The following is a 13,848-nucleotide window of genomic DNA, read 5'->3' on the forward strand; positions in this document are numbered from 1 at the left end:
TTTAAAAAAAGATTTATACCACTCCTTGAGCAAGCATAGCGTCAGCTACTTTTACAAATCCAGCAATGTTAGCTCCTTTTACGTAGTCAACATATCCTGAAGCATCCTTACCGTACTGCACACATGAAGCATGAATAGCAAGCATAATTCCTTTTAATTTTTCATCTACTTCTTCAGAAGACCAGCTTAATCTTAAAGAGTTTTGAGACATCTCTAAACCTGAAGTTGCAACTCCACCTGCATTAGATGCTTTTCCTGGAGCAAATAACAATTTAGCATTTTGAAACACTAAAACAGCATCTGGTGTTGTAGGCATGTTAGCTCCTTCAGCCACACAAATACATCCGTTTGCCACTAAAGCTTTAGCTTCGTCTTCGTTCAATTCATTTTGAGTTGCACAAGGTAATGCAATATCACATTTCACTTCCCATGGACGTTTCCCTGCGAAATATTTAGCGTTTGGATATTTAGTAACATAGTCACTAATTCTTCCTCTCAATTCATTTTTAATTTCCATCACGTGTGCTAGTTTATCAGCATCAATACCGTCAGCATCGTAGATGTATCCAGCCGAATCCGACATAGTTACTACTTTACCACCTAATTGAGTTGCTTTTTCAGTAGCATATTGTGCAACGTTTCCTGAACCAGAAACAACAACTGTTTTACCTGCAAAACTATTTCCTTTCGTTTCTAACATACTTTGTGCAAAATAAACTGCTCCGTATCCTGTAGCTTCAGGTCTGATTAATGAACCTCCGAAAGAAATTCCTTTACCAGTTAAAACTCCTGTAAATTCATTTCTTAGTCTTTTATATTGACCAAACATGAATCCAACTTCTCTTCCTCCAACACCGATATCACCAGCAGGTACATCCGTATTTGCTCCAATATGCTTAGACAATTCAGTCATGAAACTTTGGCAAAAACGCATTACTTCATTATCTGATTTCCCTTTTGGATCAAAATCAGCTCCACCTTTTCCACCACCCATTGGCAATGTAGTTAAGCTGTTTTTAAAAGTTTGTTCGAAAGCCAAGAACTTCAAGATGCTTAGGTTCACAGAAGGGTGAAAACGAAGTCCTCCTTTATATGGTCCTATAGCAGAGTTCATTTGAATACGGTATCCTCTATTTACTTGAGTAGCCCCTTTATCATCAATCCAAGCTACACGAAACATAATGATTCGATCAGACTCAACCATTCTCTCCAAAAGCATTTTGTTTTGGTATTTTTTATTTTCTTCAATGAAAGGAATTACTGTTTCAGCAACTTCTAAAACTGCCTGCAAAAATTCTGGCTCGTTTGGGTTTTTTTTAGTAACCTCTTCAATAAAAGTAGTAATACTTTGTGACATGATTCTTAGATTATTAACGTTTAAGAAAACGTTTTCGTTAGTGACAACAAAGATACGAGTTCTTAGAATATTTCTTAATAATATTTCACTATATCTTGGTGAATTATCTTTTTATCAATCATTCTTTAAAAAATCAGGATTTGAAGTTGCCTTTTATTGAAAAACGTTGTACTTTTCTTAAGCAATTTAGCTTTTAATTATTTATTTTTAAATTTATTTTTAAGGGATGAATGATGTTTTTTATATATTTGTCAGGACTTGAAATTTTAACCAAAAATGCTCAAACACCTCTCTATTTTTTTATTTGTCTTATTTGGCTTTTCATTTAATTCAAATGCGCAATTCGGATTTTCGCATGAAGTAGGGATTATAGCTGGTCCAGTAGCTTTTCAATCGGACTATGGACAGCGATATGATTTAAATACAAATGCCGGGAATACCGGTATAGGAATTGGGATTATTCATTATATAAATTTTTCCTATACAGCAGAATGTAACTGTTATACCCCTGAAACATATTTTAACGATCACTTCAAACTTAGAAGTGAATTGTCTTATAATAAAACTAGCTTAGAACATTTTGGAGAATGGGTAACTCCCGATCGCACTAGTCTTGGCGCAAACCAATTGAGAGCGATGAAAGGAAGCACAGCAGTTACTAATATAGGTATGCAACTAGAGTATTTTCCGTTTAGTATTCGCGACTTCACCTCAAGAATAGGTAGTTTGGGACCGTTTGTAAGTCTTGGAGGTCAATTTAGCTACTACAATGCCGAAGCCCATTCTACATTAGGACCTTTAGGTACACCGCTTACTACATTTCCAAAATATTTAACTCCAACTGACAATCGCCCTTATGGATTTTCGACCGAAGGTGGTACGGTTTGGTCTGTCGTTACCAGTGTAGGGACCCGTTATAAATTAACCCCATTACGAGATTTAATGATCGATTTGAGATTTCAATATTTTTTCTCCAACTGGGTAGATGGTTTAAATCCGAATCCTGCTATTTACAAAGAAAACAAAGCCAACGACTGGTTAGTCTGGCTTAATGTTGGATACATTTACTACTTGCAATAGCCATAAAGCATTTATAAATAAAAGCCCAATTCTAAATTTTAGAATTGGGCTTTTATACTTAACACTCGGCAACTACGAAGAACTAGTCTAGAATTTATGCTAGTGCTCGTTTTAAGTCTTCGATTAAATCGTCTGCATCTTCAATACCTACGCTTAATCGAACTAAATCATCAGTAATTCCAATTTCCTTTCTTTTGTCTTCCGGAATCGATGCGTGGGCCATCATTACCGAGTAATTTGCCAGCGACTCTACTCCACCTAAAGATTCCGCCAAAGTGAATATTTTTATTTTTTCAAGAAAATCAATTGCATCTTCTTTTTTACCTGATACAAAATTGAAAGAAACCATTCCGCCAAAACCACGCATTTGCTTTTTAGCAAGCTCATGAAATGGATTAGTTGTCAAGCCAGGGTAATACACCGTTTTAACTTTTGGATGATTGTTCAAAAATTCAGCTATTTTTTCTCCATTTTCACAATGTCTTTGCATTCTTAAATGCAATGTTTTTATTCCTCTCAGTACTAAAAAGCTATCCATGGGCCCCAATGTAGCTCCAGTTGCAAATTGTTGAAAATGCATTTGTTTCCCTAATTCTTCGTCTTTCATAATCAAAGCTCCCGCCATAACATCAGAATGTCCTGCAAGGTATTTTGTTGCTGAATGCATAACGATATCTGCACCTAAATCCAATGGATTCTGTAAATACGGTGTTGCGAAAGTATTATCAACGGCAAAAAGCACTTTATTCTGTTTTGTGATTTTAGCAATTGCTTCGATATCTACCAATTTCATCATAGGATTCGTTGGCGTTTCAACCCAAACTAATTGAGTGTTTTCATTAATCAATGACTTGAATTTTTCCATGTCATTCATATCTACAAAATGGAATATTATCCCTGAATCTCTATATATTTTTGTAAACAATCTATAAGTTCCTCCGTACAGGTCATCCATAGCAATAACTTCATCACCTGCTTTCAATCCTCGCATCAAACAATCTGTTGCCGCTAACCCAGATGAAAAAGCTAATCCTCTTGCACCATTCTCTAAACTCGCCAAAGCATTTTCTAAAGCCGACCTTGTAGGGTTTGCAGTTCTACTGTATTCATAATCCCCAATAGGTTGCCCCGGACTTGTTTGTGCAAATGTAGTCGTTTGATATACTGGTGGCATAACCGCCCCTGTACTTGGATCATGCTGCTGCCCGCCGTGTATTGTTTTAGTATTGAATTTCATGTCTTTTAATTTTCAATTTTGATGGTTTTACAAACTTACCCATTAATTTATTCTTAGAAAGGTGCAAGTTGCTACCTTTGTATTTAATTAACACATTTTGAGATGAAAAACTACATCCTTTTTGCATCCGTATTCTTTCTTTTTGCCCGTTGTGAAAAAGAACTGGTTTTTGAAAATCAGACTTTTGAGAAAAAAACACGTTTGGCCTGCAAGGATAATTGTCCTCATATCAGTGTGCGAATTCCTATTGCCAAAGACGTCCCAATAGTCGCCGACAGCATCAATAAAAAAGTATTCTCTGTTTTAAAACAGATCGTGTACTTTGGAGAAAAGCCTTACACTTCGACTGACTACAAAGGATTAGTCAGTTCGTTCATCGATTCGTACGAGCAATTACAAAAGGATTTTCCAAAAGATTCCTTTGGTTGGGAGGCGAAGATTGATGGCGAAGTAAAATATGTGTCTGAGAGCATCATTAATATCGAAATTAAACACTACACCTATACGGGCGGAGCTCATGGCTATCAAGGAATCCGTTCTTTACTGTTTGACCCTAATACCGGGAAAACAATCTTGCAGCATCAGTTATTTAAGGATAGAAATGCCTTTAAGGCTTTCGCCGAAAAGGAATTCAGAAACAAATATAAAGTTCCCGAAAAAGGATCTATTAATCAAACGGGATTAATGTTTGAAGATGATACTTTTCATTTACCTCAAAACATATTTTATACCGATAAAGGACTGCTTTTATTTTACAATCCCTATGAAGTTGCCTCTTATGCTGAAGGAACAAAAGAATTATTGTTGACTTATAAGGAAGTCAATGACTATTTGAATTTGAAATAATTTACGTTTTAATACTTGGTTTTAAAGTTATTGGAGGAATGAAAAAACACAAACTTGAAAGGTTTCGAGCTCTTAGAAATTAAAACAAAAATCTATGAGAAAAAGTTTGTTTAAGATATTGCTTATTGTACTGAGTCTCTCAATATTTGTTACATCGTTGACTTTCGATGCGTTTTCATATAAATATCAAGGTGTACAAATTATGACGTCATTATCGTGCTTTTTGATGGGCAGTATTGCTATTTTAGGTGGCGGTCTCCTAGAGTGGATAATTTGGCTGGCAAATCCTTTATGTCTTATCACAATGTTTTGTTTAATAATGGATAAAGCTATAGCTGTAAAATTCGCTTTTATAGCAGGGTTTCTTGCGATTTCATTCTATTCTTGGGATTCTATACTTGCAGCAGAAAGCGGGACTTCTGGAAAAATTTTATCAATTAGGCAAGGTTACTACATTTGGGTCGCAAGTATAATTGTCTTAGCATCTGGAACTTATATCTATTTTAAAAAGTATAAAGAAATAAAATATACTGACTAAGATACGTACCCCGAACATTTATTTGTGATTTTAGCAGTAAACAGCACCAATATTTTATTACGTTTAATTTCCAAATATCCAAAACACGAAACTCCCACAAAACACCTAGCCCCGATTGAAGTGGAAACCCTCTTGCACTCCGCCCTATTTTATCTGGTAGAAAAGAGCGACCAGCGGAAGCTCCTTTTATAGCTTAGAAAAAAAGGGTGGAGCGTGAGAGGTTGTAATGAAAAGCGGGATTAGCTCCTAATTCTCCTAAATAAATTTACGGATGCTCATTATAATTCCAATGTGCAGCCCTTCGTGAAAGTCGTTGAAAGCGATCGCATCTGAAGCGCTTTTTAGCACAATCCCGGCAGATGTTGGGTATTCCTGATAATTGATAAAGATTTTACTTTCTAAATCGGTTTCCGTTTGATTGATGGTTTCAAGAAGTAACAGCTTGAGTTCATCGACCTCAGCTTGAGTTGCTATATGTTCTGGCTTGCTTCCTTTTTTATATTTCTCAACCATTTCGTCTGAAATCATCATAGGAATTCCAGATAGTTTGTAAACCAACATCTGTTGAACGACAACTACATGGGCAATATTCCAAATCAAGTTATTGTTGTATCCTTCCGGAATTTTATTCAATTGTTCCAATGTATACCCCCCCAGCATTTGAGAAAGTATGTTTCTACTTGTTCTGGTAACGTCTAGTGTTTGCTGCATTTTTCTAATTTTTTGATAAAAATAATCATTTTCCGTCTCAAATGAATTTTCTTTGCACAAAGAAAATGCATCTTATTATGAACAAAATATATTACATCGCTTCCTGCGATACTTGTAGAAAAATTATAAAATCATTGCCAAAAGGAAATGACCTTGTGTTTCGTGACATCAAACAAGACCCACTAACAACAGACGAACTAGAGGAAATGTACCAACTTTCAGGAAGTTACGAAGCCTTGTTTAGTAAAAAAGCCCAATTGTATAAGTCGATGAATTTGAAAGACAAATCCTTGACTGAGGAAGATTATAAAAAATACATTTTAGAACATTACACTTTTTTGAGCCGACCTGTTTTTGTCATTAACAATGCTGTTTACGTGGGTGGAACTCAACAAAACATGCTTCAAGTAATGAAAGCGTTGGCTAATGTCTAAAAGGAATGTAGCGCTGTTTGGCGCTACCATTGTTTCCGTAATTTACGGGGTTACTTTTACCATAGCAAAAGACGTAATGCCACAGTACATCGATGCTTATGGTTTTATTTTATTAAGAGTAAGTGGCGCTATGCTTTTGTTCTGGCTTTCTTGGCTTTTTATGCCAAAGGAAAAAATAGCCTTTAACGATTTTCCGCGTATTATTGCTGCTGCATTCTTTGGGGTTGCCTTTAACATGCTTACTTTTTTCAAGGGATTAAGCCTTACTTCTCCTATCTCGGCATCTGTAATAATGGTGACCACCCCAATGATTGTACTCGTTCTTTCGGCTATTATCATGAAAGAACGTATGCGAAAACGCATGGTGATAGGGATTATTTTAGGATTGATAGGAACGGGATCTCTTATATTATACGGCCGTTCCATTGGTAGCGCTACAAATGCAAGTCTCGGTAATATACTGGTTTTTGTAAATGCCGTTTCCTATGGTTTTTACTTGATAATCGTAAAGAAATTAATGGATAAATACAATGCGTTCACCTTTGTGAAATGGATTTATTTATTCGGTTTTTTAATGGTATTGCCTTTTGGCTGGAGCCAATTTGAAGCAACAGATTGGGCAGTAGTACCCACATTGGTGTATTGGAAAATAGGATTTGTAGTGGTCATCTCCACCTTTATTACCTATTTGCTAAACCTAATTACCATGAAAGAATTGAAACCAACAACCGTTGCTGTTTTTATTTATCTCCAACCGCTTTTTGCTACGATATTTGCCATTGGTTTAGGTAAGGACGAATTGAGTCTGGTGAAAATAATTTCGGCGCTATTGATATTTGTGGGTGTATATATGGTGACGTCCTCCCCCCAGCCCCCTCCGAAGGAGGGGGAGACTAAACTTGAAAAAATTGGGTAGAAATAATTCCCTACATAATTACAGCTATTTTTAAAAATAAAACTGCCTTTTCATTAAGATCTGAAATCTATATTTTTACATCTTGAAAAACCAAATGGTTACAGCGCTCGGATTCCCCCTTCGGGGGTTAGGGGGATTTTTTTTACTACCTTTGAACTCTTTTAGAAAAATATATGATACAATCAATGACAGGTTTTGGTAAAGCAACTATTCAATTACCAACCAAAAAAATAACAGTAGAAGTAAAATCTTTAAACAGTAAAGGTTTAGATCTAAACGTGAGAATGCCTTCTCTTTACCGCGAAATGGAATTGGGTTTACGCACTCAAATTGCGTCTACGCTTGAAAGAGGAAAAGTAGATTTTTCTATTTTTATCGAAAGTACCGCTGAACAAACAACTACCAAAGTGAATGTGCCAATCGTAAAAGCATATATCAATCAATTGAAAGCCGTTTATGCAGATGCTGATGAAACAGAGTTGATGAAAATGGCAGTGAGAATGCCGGATGCTTTAAAAATTGAGCGTGACGAAATTGATGAAAATGACTGGGCTCAAATTAAAATCGTAATCGAAGAAAGCTTAAATAACATTAAGACTTTTAGAAGAGACGAAGGGCTTTCACTAGAAAAAGAATTTCAATTGCGCATCGGGAACATTCGTCAATATATGACTGAAGCTTTAGCATTAGATCCAGAACGCGTTCAAGCTATAAAAGACCGTTTACAAACTGCTATTGATGAGTTGAAAGTAAATGTAGATGAAAATCGTTTTGAGCAAGAATTAATCTATTATTTGGAGAAACTAGATATCACAGAAGAGAAAGTACGTTTGACAAATCACCTAGATTATTTCTTAGAGACTATAAACGGAACGGAAGCTAACGGTAGAAAACTAGGTTTCATTACTCAGGAGATGGGGCGTGAAATTAATACGATGGGATCTAAATCCAATCATGCACAAATGCAGAAATTAGTCGTTCAGATGAAAGACGAATTAGAAAAAATCAAGGAACAAGTTTTGAACGTGTTGTAATATTCAATTCTAGAGAATCGATATAACAGCTCTCGATTTACAACGTTAAATTATACCTGCAAGGTTTTTTAAATCCTTTCAGGAAAGCATAAAAATAGTACAATGAACAAAGGAGGAAAATTAATCGTGTTTTCGGCACCTTCAGGATCCGGAAAAACGACCATCGTCAGACATTTATTAAACCAAGAAGGTCTGAATTTAGAATTCTCAATTTCAGCAGCTTCTCGTGATCCTAGAGGCGAGGAAGTAAGTGGAAAAGATTACTATTTCATGTCTACTAAAGAGTTCAAACAACACATCAAGAATGACGACTTTCTGGAATGGGAAGAAGTATACAGAGACAATTTCTACGGGACTTTAAAAAGTGAAGTAGATCGCATCTGGGCCAAAGGAAAAAATGTAATTTTTGATATTGATGTCGTTGGTGGACTTCGTATTAAACACAAATTCCCAGAAGAAACACTCGCTGTATTCGTAAAACCTCCCAGCGTAGATGAATTAAAAAGAAGACTAAAAGAACGCTCCACTGAAAGTGAAGATAAAATCAATATGCGAATCGCTAAAGCTTCCGTTGAGTTGGCTACTGCCCCGCAATTTGACGTTATTATAAAAAACTATGATTTGGCTATTGCTCTTGAAGAAGCAGTTGAGCTAGTACGGAATTTTGTAAAATAAAAACTATTACGCAGAGACTCACAAAGAAAAAAAAGAGACACGCTAAATAGTATCTTTTACTTTGTGCGTCTTAGGGAGTACTTTGCGATTCTCTGTGAAACAAAATATTTATGAAAATAGGATTGTATTTCGGAACTTTTAACCCCATCCATGTTGGGCATCTAATTATCGCCAATCATATGGCTGAAAATGCCGACTTAGATCAGGTTTGGTTAGTTGTTACCCCACATAACCCTTTGAAGAAAAAAAGCACCTTGCTTGATGACTACCATCGGCTACAAATGGTGCATCTTGCTACCGAGGATTTTCCCAAATTGCAACCCTCTGATATTGAATTCAAATTGTCGCAGCCTAATTATACGGTAAACACACTAGTTCACCTGGAAGAGAAATTTCCCGATCATGAATTTTCATTGATTATGGGAGAGGACAACTTAAAGTCCTTGTATAAGTGGAAAAATTACGAAGTCATTTTGCAAAATCACGCCATCTACGTCTATCCACGTATTTCATCTGAACCTGAAAATCTAGAACTGAAAAATCACCCGAAAGTACAATTAATCAATGCTCCTATAGTTGAGATTTCTTCTACTTTTATTCGAAACAACATTAAAGAAGGCAAAAATATTCAGCCCCTTTTACCCGCTAAGGTTTGGGAATACATTGATCATAATAATTTTTACAAGAAGTAATCACTCCAATACCTTTTTCAATTCTGCTTCAATAATTTGAAAAGCGGCAGTAAGAGTATCATTTTTACCCGATAACAAAAAAACTTCCGTAGCGGGCATTTGCTTACTATCCCATATCTTTTGTAATTTTTTATCGTAAATAAATGCCTTCGCATTGCAATTCCACACTACTGAAACTCCTGTGTTTTTTGAAAGCGCTTCCATCATCTCATATTCAGAAGGAACAATGTAATTAGGAATCATCGATGGCCGCTTCTTGTTAAAAACATATAGCCAAAATAACTTTATATGCGGGATCCCCGAATCATGGCTGTACCACTTTTGTTTGTTTAACCAATGCTCCACTTCAGTGAAATCTTTGACTTTGATTTTAGACTTTACTTCTGAGACATCAATATTTGGAGAACCTATGATTATCTGTTTGATCTCTCCCAACTTCTCCTGAACGGTATCGAAGGTGTCGTACTTTTTAGTTACAACTGCAAAATTTAGTTTTTTTGTATCAACCAATTCAAAAAGCATTTCGTTTTCATGAAAACTAAAATCAATATAATCAAATTTAGAAAGTAATGAACTTCCTACGCTACTGAATAGGTGTTTAGAAATCCCTACAGATATTAACTGATTCGTGTTCACTGCTTTGGCTCGAAAACCATTTTCCACATTTTCTAGCCGGTCTAAAGCTTCAATGATTAAGTTATTGAGTAACTTAGCGTATTCTGTTGGCTCCACCCCCTTGGACTTTCTGTTAAACAATTTATAACCGACATGCGCCTCCAGCATTGACATTTGTTGACTAACAGCTGGTTGACTAATAAAAAGTTCTTTAGCAGCAAGAGAAAAGTTTCCGTTTTTATAAACAGATTTGAACGTTCTGTACCATTCTAGATTAACCATGATATAAATATATTTATCACAAACATAATTTAAATTATTTTTACTAATAACATATTCGCCGTAAATTTGTATAATCAAAATAACAAAATGAAAAAAGTCGCATTATTTGCATTAATAGTATTAACGGTAGGTTGTTTTACAGCAACTGCGCAAAAAACAAAAAAAACAAAGATGAAAAAAGTATTATTCGTTCTAACTAGTCATTCAGATTTAGGGAACACGGGAGAAAAAACAGGATTTTGGGTTGAAGAATTTGCAGCACCATATTATGAGTTAGCAGATAAAGGAGTTGTAATTGATATTGCGACGCCACTAGGAGGTCAGCCACCAATTGACCCTAAAAGTGATGACCCATCTGCAGCAACAGAAGACACTAAAAGATTTGACAAAGACACAGAGCTTAAAGCAAAATTAAGCAAAACGCATAAATTAACTGAAGTAAAAGAGTCTGATTATGATGCTGTATTTTACCCTGGAGGTCACGGACCATTATGGGATTTAGCAACAGATAAAACTTCAATTGATTTAATTTCTGCTTTTTATTCTAATAAAAAACCGGTAGCATTTGTTTGTCATTCACCTGCAGCGCTTAAAAATGTAAAAGTGAACGGAGAATTCTTAGTAAAAGGAAAAAAACTGACTGGTTTTTCTAATACCGAAGAAGCAGCAGTAGGATTAACAGACGTTGTTCCGTTTTTATTAGAAGACGCTTTACAAGCAAACGGAGCTACGTATTCAAAAGTAGAAGATTGGCACCCTTACGCAGTAGAAGATGGTTTATTGATTACAGGTCAAAACCCAGCTTCCTCTAAATTAGTTGCTGAAAAATTATTGCAACAATTGAACACAAAAAAATAATTAACAATTAAATTATAAGGCTCTAATTGACCATGATTCTAATTTAGAACGCTGGTTTTAGGGCCTTTTAATTACTTAAAACAAGTAAGATGTTAAACTTCGAATTATATAACCCTACCAATTTAGTTTTTGGAAAAGGACAAATAGAAAAGTTAGGAGATCTTGTACCAAAAGGAGCTAAAATATTATTAGCTTACGGTGGTGGAAGTATCTTTAAAAACGGAATTCACGAACAGGTAATCAATAACCTTAAAGGACACGAAATTGTAGAATTTAGCGGAATTGAAGCTAATCCACATTTTGAAACTTTAATGAAAGCGGTTGCTATTGTTAAAGAACAAAAAATCGATTTCATCCTTGCAGTAGGTGGCGGATCTGTAATTGATGGTGTGAAATTTATTTCTGGAGCCGTTAATTATGATGGAGATCCGATCGAGATTTTACAAAAGCGTATCTTGATTAAAGAAAATGCAGTGCCTTTTGGAACAGTATTAACTTTGCCTGCAACAGGAAGCGAAATGAATTCTGGAGCGGTTGTTACAATCGAGTCTACTAAAGAGAAATTAGCTTTTGGTGGTTCTGCTTTGTTTCCAAAGTTCTCTATTTGCGACCCAACAGTAATTCAATCTTTACCAAAAAGACAATTACAAAATGGTGTTGTTGATGCGTACACACACGTTATGGAGCAATACTTGACTTATCCACACGAAGGATATTTACAAGATAGAATTGCAGAAGGAATTCTACAAACTTTAATCGAAGTTGGTCCTAAAGTCGTTGAAAACCCAAAAGATTATGCTTTAGCATCTAACTTTATGTGGAGCTGTACTATGGCATTAAACGGATTGATTCAAAAAGGAGTTCCAAGTGATTGGGCAACGCATATGATTGGTCATGAGTTGACTGCTATGTACGGAATTGATCATGCACGTACTCTAGCAGTAATTGCACCTAGTTTATACAAAGTTATGTTTGAAACCAAAAAAGGAAAATTGGCACAATACGGGAAACGTATTTTCAATTTAACCGGAACTGAGGACGAAATAGCAAACGAGGCAATCAATAAAACAGTTGAATTTTTCCATACTATGGGAATGGATACTAAATTATCTGATTATACAAAAGACTATGATAAAACCGCTGATTTTATCGTGAATCGTTTTGACGAAAGAGGTTGGAAAGGTTTAGGCGAAAAGCAAAATATTACTTTAGATAAAGTAAAATCTATTGTTGAAATGAGTTACTAGTTACATAGGGTGAAAATCCAGCTTAAAATAAAAAGGCGTTCTTGAATTAAATTCATAGGACGCCTTTTTCATAACACCAAAACAAAACTAACTAATTCCAAATTCATAAATAACTTAATTAATAGTAAGTTACAACGTTAAAAAAATAGCTATATTGTATTAAATTATAAAATATTTAATTTTTTTATAATTTTTGCTTTTTTTACTTAACAAAACTTTAGTATCAATACTTATTTTTTGTTTAATTAATCCATTTTTAAGTACTTTTGGTTAAATTTAATAAACAGATGAGCGGGAAAATAAAATTTGCAGTTATTGGTGGTGGAAGCTGGGCAACAGCGATAACAAAAATGTTATGTGTCAATCTTAATGAGGTTTCTTGGTATATGCGAAATGAACAAGCGATTGAACATATCAAAACATACAAACACAATCCGAATTATTTAAGTTCCGTTGAATTTGATACAAAAAAATTAAAGTTAACAAGCGATATTAACGAAGCTGTGGCTTATGCCGACTACATTATCTTCGCTATACCATCCGCTTTTTTAAATGGCGAATTGGAAAACTTGGCTGTTTCCTTAGAAAACAAAGTGATATTCTCTGCAATCAAAGGAATTGTTCCTGAAACGAGTATGATAGTAGGAGAACATTTTCACTTTAAATATGATATCCCTTATCATAACATTGGTGTAATTACAGGTCCTTGTCATGCTGAAGAAGTAGCTTTAGAGCGCCTATCTTATCTAACAATTGCTTGTGGTGATGCCGAAAAAGCTAAAGTAGTAGCCGAACATCTATCTGGAAATTACATTAAAACGAAGATTACTGATGATATCATTGGAACTGAATATGCCGCGATGCTTAAAAATATTTATGCCATAGCAGCAGGAATTGCCCATGGCTTAGGTTATGGTGATAATTTCCAATCGGTATTAATGAGTAATGGAATACGGGAGATGAAAAAATTCATCAAGAAGGTCCATAAAATGAAGCGTAACATTAATGACTCAGCTTATTTGGGTGATTTATTGGTGACTGGATATTCTGTTTTTTCAAGAAATAGGATGTTTGGAAATATGATCGGAAAAGGATACACCGTAAAAAGCGCCATGATGGAAATGAGCATGGTTTCTGAAGGATATTACGCTACTAAAAGTGCTTATAAACTAAATCAAGGTTATGGCGCTAAAACGCCTATTATCGATGCCGTTTATGAGATTTTATATGAAGGAAAAGATGCTAGAGCCGTTTTCAAGAAATTGACGGACCAACTGGATTAAAACCGATTTCTTACTCTTCTAACCCAACTCCATTTAGCACTAT

The 13,848-nt window shown here is 35.1% G+C and carries 15 protein-coding genes; 11 read left to right on the plus strand and 4 right to left on the minus strand.

Going from position 1 to position 13,848, the window contains the following annotated elements; translation table 11 throughout:
- Nucleotides 1–13: 13 nt before the first annotated feature.
- Complete coding sequence (gdhA, locus tag AAC069_RS03665) at nt 14–1,357, minus strand: NADP-specific glutamate dehydrogenase (RefSeq protein ID WP_339919149.1); 1,344 nt, start codon at nt 1,355–1,357, stop codon at nt 14–16.
- Between the two features lie 276 nt (nt 1,358–1,633).
- On the opposite strand from gdhA, the gene AAC069_RS03670 reads away from it, so the two are divergent.
- Nucleotides 1,634–2,437 carry a glutamate dehydrogenase gene (locus AAC069_RS03670; protein ID WP_339919150.1) on the plus strand — a complete coding sequence of 268 codons (804 nt, stop codon included), beginning with the start codon at nt 1,634–1,636 and terminating at the stop codon, nt 2,435–2,437.
- 94 nt (nt 2,438–2,531) lie between these two features.
- Here AAC069_RS03670 and AAC069_RS03675 read toward each other — a convergent pair whose 3' ends face one another.
- Entirely contained in the window at nt 2,532–3,674 is a 1,143-nt protein-coding gene (locus AAC069_RS03675) for a cystathionine gamma-synthase (RefSeq protein WP_339919151.1), read from the minus strand.
- A gap of 102 nt (nt 3,675–3,776) precedes the next feature.
- Here AAC069_RS03675 and AAC069_RS03680 point away from each other — a divergent pair, with 102 nt between their 5' ends.
- A complete protein-coding gene (locus AAC069_RS03680; protein ID WP_339919152.1) occupies nt 3,777–4,520 on the plus strand; it encodes a DUF3298 domain-containing protein in 744 nt (247 codons plus the stop codon).
- A 94-nt stretch (nt 4,521–4,614) separates the two neighbouring features.
- Nucleotides 4,615–5,058, plus strand: a complete 444-nt coding sequence (locus AAC069_RS03685) for a hypothetical protein (protein WP_339919153.1) — start codon at nt 4,615–4,617, stop codon at nt 5,056–5,058.
- A gap of 255 nt (nt 5,059–5,313) precedes the next feature.
- On the opposite strand, the gene AAC069_RS03690 is transcribed toward AAC069_RS03685, so the two are convergent.
- Nucleotides 5,314–5,769, minus strand: coding sequence for a DinB family protein (locus AAC069_RS03690; RefSeq protein ID WP_339919154.1), 456 nt, complete (start codon nt 5,767–5,769; stop codon nt 5,314–5,316).
- A gap of 77 nt (nt 5,770–5,846) precedes the next feature.
- Here AAC069_RS03690 and AAC069_RS03695 point away from each other — a divergent pair, with 77 nt between their 5' ends.
- The 5 genes from AAC069_RS03695 to nadD all read left to right on the plus strand — a co-directional run bounded on the left by AAC069_RS03695 (nt 5,847) and on the right by nadD (nt 9,520).
- Nucleotides 5,847–6,203, plus strand: coding sequence for an arsenate reductase family protein (locus tag AAC069_RS03695; protein WP_339919155.1), 357 nt, complete (start codon nt 5,847–5,849; stop codon nt 6,201–6,203).
- Nucleotides 6,196–7,119 (plus strand): EamA family transporter, encoded by a 924-nt coding sequence (locus AAC069_RS03700; RefSeq protein ID WP_339919156.1) that lies wholly within the window; start codon nt 6,196–6,198, stop codon nt 7,117–7,119. The genes AAC069_RS03695 and AAC069_RS03700 overlap by 8 nt, the downstream gene beginning before the upstream one ends.
- Before the next feature lie 173 nt (nt 7,120–7,292).
- Complete coding sequence (locus tag AAC069_RS03705) at nt 7,293–8,153, plus strand: YicC/YloC family endoribonuclease (protein WP_074720573.1); 861 nt, start codon at nt 7,293–7,295, stop codon at nt 8,151–8,153.
- Between the two features lie 102 nt (nt 8,154–8,255).
- On the plus strand, nt 8,256–8,828 hold the full coding sequence (gene gmk / locus AAC069_RS03710; protein ID WP_339919157.1) for a guanylate kinase: 573 nt from the start codon (nt 8,256–8,258) through the stop codon (nt 8,826–8,828).
- Nucleotides 8,829–8,938: 110 nt separating this feature from the next.
- Entirely contained in the window at nt 8,939–9,520 is a 582-nt protein-coding gene (gene nadD / locus AAC069_RS03715) for a nicotinate (nicotinamide) nucleotide adenylyltransferase (RefSeq protein WP_339919158.1), read from the plus strand.
- On the opposite strand, the gene AAC069_RS03720 is transcribed toward nadD, so the two are convergent.
- Complete coding sequence (locus AAC069_RS03720) at nt 9,521–10,417, minus strand: LysR family transcriptional regulator (RefSeq protein ID WP_339919159.1); 897 nt, start codon at nt 10,415–10,417, stop codon at nt 9,521–9,523.
- Between the two features lie 87 nt (nt 10,418–10,504).
- Between AAC069_RS03720 and AAC069_RS03725 the strand changes: the two genes are divergently transcribed.
- From AAC069_RS03725 to AAC069_RS03735, 3 genes are all read left to right on the plus strand, one after another.
- Nucleotides 10,505–11,275 (plus strand): type 1 glutamine amidotransferase domain-containing protein, encoded by a 771-nt coding sequence (locus tag AAC069_RS03725; RefSeq protein ID WP_339919160.1) that lies wholly within the window; start codon nt 10,505–10,507, stop codon nt 11,273–11,275.
- Between the two features lie 89 nt (nt 11,276–11,364).
- Nucleotides 11,365–12,522 (plus strand): iron-containing alcohol dehydrogenase, encoded by a 1,158-nt coding sequence (locus AAC069_RS03730; protein WP_339919161.1) that lies wholly within the window; start codon nt 11,365–11,367, stop codon nt 12,520–12,522.
- Nucleotides 12,523–12,809: 287 nt separating this feature from the next.
- A complete protein-coding gene (locus AAC069_RS03735) occupies nt 12,810–13,805 on the plus strand; it encodes an NAD(P)H-dependent glycerol-3-phosphate dehydrogenase (RefSeq protein WP_339919162.1) in 996 nt (331 codons plus the stop codon).
- Nucleotides 13,806–13,848 lie beyond the last annotated feature (43 nt).

The sequence above is a fragment of the uncultured Flavobacterium sp. genome (assembly GCF_963974175.1).
GTDB lineage: Bacteria > Bacteroidota > Bacteroidia > Flavobacteriales > Flavobacteriaceae > Flavobacterium.

Excerpts from the sequence above, each read along its gene's own strand:
- AAC069_RS03680 (WP_339919152.1), top strand. The coding sequence starts at position 3,777 with ATGAAAAACTACATCCTTTTTGCATCCGTATTCTTTCTTTTTGCCCGT.
- AAC069_RS03730 (WP_339919161.1), top strand. The coding sequence starts at position 11,365 with ATGTTAAACTTCGAATTATATAACCCTACCAATTTAGTTTTTGGAAAA.
- AAC069_RS03735 (WP_339919162.1), top strand. The coding sequence starts at position 12,810 with ATGAGCGGGAAAATAAAATTTGCAGTTATTGGTGGTGGAAGCTGGGCA.
- gmk (WP_339919157.1), top strand. The coding sequence starts at position 8,256 with ATGAACAAAGGAGGAAAATTAATCGTGTTTTCGGCACCTTCAGGATCC.
- AAC069_RS03695 (WP_339919155.1), top strand. The coding sequence starts at position 5,847 with ATGAACAAAATATATTACATCGCTTCCTGCGATACTTGTAGAAAAATT.
- gdhA (WP_339919149.1), bottom strand. The coding sequence starts at position 1,357 with ATGTCACAAAGTATTACTACTTTTATTGAAGAGGTTACTAAAAAAAAC.
- AAC069_RS03725 (WP_339919160.1), top strand. The coding sequence starts at position 10,505 with ATGAAAAAAGTCGCATTATTTGCATTAATAGTATTAACGGTAGGTTGT.
- AAC069_RS03700 (WP_339919156.1), top strand. The coding sequence starts at position 6,196 with ATGTCTAAAAGGAATGTAGCGCTGTTTGGCGCTACCATTGTTTCCGTA.
- AAC069_RS03705 (WP_074720573.1), top strand. The coding sequence starts at position 7,293 with ATGATACAATCAATGACAGGTTTTGGTAAAGCAACTATTCAATTACCA.
- nadD (WP_339919158.1), top strand. The coding sequence starts at position 8,939 with ATGAAAATAGGATTGTATTTCGGAACTTTTAACCCCATCCATGTTGGG.
- AAC069_RS03690 (WP_339919154.1), bottom strand. The coding sequence starts at position 5,769 with ATGCAGCAAACACTAGACGTTACCAGAACAAGTAGAAACATACTTTCT.
- AAC069_RS03670 (WP_339919150.1), top strand. The coding sequence starts at position 1,634 with ATGCTCAAACACCTCTCTATTTTTTTATTTGTCTTATTTGGCTTTTCA.
- AAC069_RS03675 (WP_339919151.1), bottom strand. The coding sequence starts at position 3,674 with ATGAAATTCAATACTAAAACAATACACGGCGGGCAGCAGCATGATCCA.
- AAC069_RS03720 (WP_339919159.1), bottom strand. The coding sequence starts at position 10,417 with ATGGTTAATCTAGAATGGTACAGAACGTTCAAATCTGTTTATAAAAAC.
- AAC069_RS03685 (WP_339919153.1), top strand. The coding sequence starts at position 4,615 with ATGAGAAAAAGTTTGTTTAAGATATTGCTTATTGTACTGAGTCTCTCA.